We start from the raw sequence: 3,543 nt of genomic DNA, 5'->3' as shown, positions 1-3,543 counted from the left end.
GGTGAGCACGATCTCCGTCCCCTGCTCCACCTCGGAGCGGGCAGGCGCCGACTGCGCCGTGACGATCCCCGGCGCGACGACGCTGTTCTCGACTTCCCGGACGGAGAACGGCAACCGGACCGCCGGATCCGCCAGCAGCGCCTCCGCCTGTGCGACGGTCAGGTCGGTGAGCAGCGGCACTGTCACCTTGCCGTTCGAGAGCACCAGGTCCACGGAACTCCCCACGGGGACGGACTGGCCGGCCTGGGGATTCGTGGTGATGACCCTGCCTTCGGGAACCTCGGCACTGGGTTCCTCCGTGATCCCACCGCCACGCAGGCCGAGCACCTCGAGCTGATCGCGCGCCGACGATTCCGTGAGCCCGGCGAGGGAGTCGGGCAGCACGACGTTGGCCGGCCCGAGGGAGACCGTCATGTTCACGCGTGACTCACGCTCCACCAATGCCCCCGGGGACGGATCGGATCCGATGACCTTCCCTGCCTCGACCGACGCGTTGTACTCCTCGTCGGTGGAGGGGACCAGACCGGCATCCACGATCACGTCCGTGGCGTCGGCCTCGGTCATCCCCGCGAGGTCGGGGACGACGACGGTCGCCACCTCCTGTGCCGGGGGGTCGCCCGCGACATTGGTGAGAAAGACATAGCCTCCGGCGAGGACGAGCAGGACCGCCACGAAGAACACCGTGATCCAGGCGGCGCGCGAGGATCTCCGCCGTCGGTCCTGCCGGTCCGCGGGCTCGTCGGCGCCCTGCAGGACGTCGAGACGGCCGTCGTCGGTACCGTCACCGTGCACGTCGGGGCGAGGGGGTCCGGCTGCCACGCGGTCCATGGCACGGGTCCGCGGATCCACCGAGGCTGCCGTCGCGCCGAACGCCGCAGCCCCGATCGTCTCCGCGCGCGTCCGTGTCCGGGGTGCCAGGACGTCCATCGCCTCGGTGGCCAGGCTCGGGGTGTCGGCCAGGACGATACCGCGGCGGGCGTCGAGCAGGGCACGCCGGAAGGAGGCCGCGTCCTGGAACCGGTGGTCACGGTCCTTCTGCAGGGCCCGGGCGAGGACGGAATCGAGCGCGGGCGTCACCGCCGGGTCGAGACTGCTGGCGAGGGGCGGTTCCTCCCGTACATGCTGGTAGGCGACCGAGACGGGACTGTCACCGATGAAGGGTGGACGCCCGGTGAGGAGTTCGAACAGCAGGCAGCCGGCCGAGTACAGGTCGCTGCGCGCGTCCACGGTCTCCCCACGCGCCTGTTCGGGTGAGAGGTACTGGGCCGTCCCGAGGACGGCCTGGGTCTGCGTCATGGTGGCCTGGGAGTCCGCCATGGCCCGCGCGATGCCGAAGTCCATGACCTTCACCGCGCCGTCCGGGGTGATCATGACGTTGGCCGGTTTGATGTCCCGGTGGACGATACCTGCTTTGTGACTGTATTCCAGGGCGTCGAGGACACCCTGGAGGTAGGTGACGCTGTCCTCGGGCGTGAGGTCGCCGGCCTTGACGTGGTCGCGGAGCGTGCGGCCCTCGACGTATTCCATGACGATGAAGGGGACACGGACCTCGTGCTGCGGCCGGTCCGGGATCTCCTCCTCGCCCGTGTCGTAGACGGCGACGATCGTCGGATTGTTGAGGCCGGCGACAGCCTGCGCCTCGCGCCTGAACCGCGACTGGAAGAGCGGGTCCCGGGCGAGGTCCTGTCGCAGCACCTTGATCGCGACGGAACGGCCGAGCCGGAGGTCACGACCGAGGTGCACGTCCGCCATACCGCCGCGGCCGATCAGTTCCCTGACCTCGTACCGCCCGTTCAGGACGCGCTCGGCGGTCATCACTCCGTGCCCTTCCGGCATCGGTCCCGACGCATCACCCGACGCATCATGGGCCGGAGGTCGCGGTCGCCGTCGCCGTCGGCGTGGAGGTCGGTGTCGACGGGGGCGTGGGTTCCTCGGTGGCCGGCGGTCCCGTGGACACGACGTAGTTCACCTGGGTCCCCGGAGCCAGGACGGCGCCCGGTCCGGGATCGACGCGAAGCACGATCCCCGCGGGCTGATCCGACTCCTCGGATCCCACGTTCAGGGGCCGCAGGCCGAGGTCGACGAGGATCCTCTCCACCTCGGCGGCATCCTGCCCCTGCAAGCCGGCGGGTACGGTGACCTGCTCCGGGCCGGTCGACACGGTCAGCGTGATGGTCGTGCCGGGTGGCTGGGCTCCGCTGGGATTGATGTCGATGACCGTTCCCGCTGCTTCCTCGGAGGCCTGCTCCACGACGTTGACGCCGAAATCGAGCGCGATCAGGCTTGCCCTCACGTCCTCCACGGGCCGGCCGAGATACTCGGCGGGCGAGATGATGGTGCCTTCGTCGGCCTGCGTGGTGCTCGGGTCCGGACTCGGCGACGGCGGCATGGAGGACGGCGACGGACTCGGGGTCCGTGAGCGGGAGGGGGTGGCGTCGGCGGAGGTGCTGGTCGATGCGACCGGGACGTTCTCCGGATCGTCGCCGGCCAGCACCGGCTGGAAGATCAAAAAGGCGATGGCAGCCAGGGCCAGCAGCAGCAGGACGATGAGCGGGATCAGCCAGGGGCTCCTGCGGTTCTCCTCCTCGCTGCGGATCGGCTGCGACGGCGTGGTCGCATCGATGTCCTCCTGGGACCAGTCCCGGGAGGCAGCGATGCCGGCGGCAGCACCGGCGGCGGCGGGCGCAGCAACCGTGGGCAGGGCCGACGTCGTGGGTGCCGGGACCGCGGTCGTCGCCTGCGTGTCCTGGCGCGGGACGGCGGCCGTGGCGGTGTCCCCGCCCGCCGCGAAGGCGAGCAGGCCCGGGACCGCTGCCTCCGCACCGCGGATGTCACCGGAGCGGATGGCGTCGACGGCCCGGGAGAGGCTCTCCGCATCGCGCGGCCGGTCCGCGGGATCCTTGGCGAGCATCGAGCCGATCAGCGCGCGCACGGGGCGCGGGATGGACTCGGGCAGGGGCGGCGGCGCATCGTTGACCTGTGCAAGGGCGATGGCGATCTGGGACTCGCCCGAGAAGGGGCGGCGCCCTGCGAGGAGCTCGTAGCCGATCACGCCCAGTGCGTAGATGTCGGAGGACCCCGTGGCCGGCTGGCCCGTCGCCTGCTCCGGGGCGAGGTACTGCGCAGTGCCCATGACCTGGCCCGTCGCGGTCAACGGCACCTGGTCCGCGAGCCGTGCGATGCCGAAGTCGGTGATCTTGACCCGGCCGTCGGGCATCACGAGGATGTTGCCCGGCTTGACGTCGCGGTGGACCAGGCCCTGCCGGTGTGCGACGGCGAGTGCGGTGGCCGTCTGGCCGATGATGGAGAGTGTGCGATCGGGCGAGAGCACCTGCTCCTTCTCGATCACGGCGGACAGCGGCTGACCGGGCACGAGTTCCATCACGAGGTAGGCCGAACCACCCTCCTCGCCGTAGTCGAACACATTGGCGATGCCCTCGTGGTTGAGGAGCGCGGTGTGGCGCGCCTCGGCGCGGAAGCGGTTCAGGAACGCGGGGTCGCCCGAGTACTCCTCCTTGAGGATCTTGATCGCGACCACGCGGC

2 protein-coding genes are annotated in these 3,543 nt (G+C 70.7%); both read right to left on the bottom strand.

Annotation, left to right across the window (positions count from 1 at the left end):
- On the bottom strand, positions 1–1,815 hold a 1,815-nt coding region (pknB, locus tag CVO76_RS16055), incomplete at its 3' end, for a Stk1 family PASTA domain-containing Ser/Thr kinase (RefSeq protein ID WP_208740101.1).
- 46 nt (positions 1,816–1,861) lie between these two features.
- A partial coding sequence (locus CVO76_RS16050; protein WP_244186052.1) for a protein kinase domain-containing protein occupies positions 1,862–3,543 on the bottom strand: 1,682 nt, incomplete at its 5' end.

It is taken from the genome of Arthrobacter agilis (genome assembly GCF_002953615.1).
In the GTDB taxonomy this organism is placed as follows: Bacteria; Actinomycetota; Actinomycetes; order Actinomycetales; family Micrococcaceae; genus Arthrobacter_D; species Arthrobacter_D agilis_B.
The sequence above is the reverse complement of the archived record's forward strand: the minus strand, read 5'-3'. Positions and strand labels throughout refer to the sequence as shown.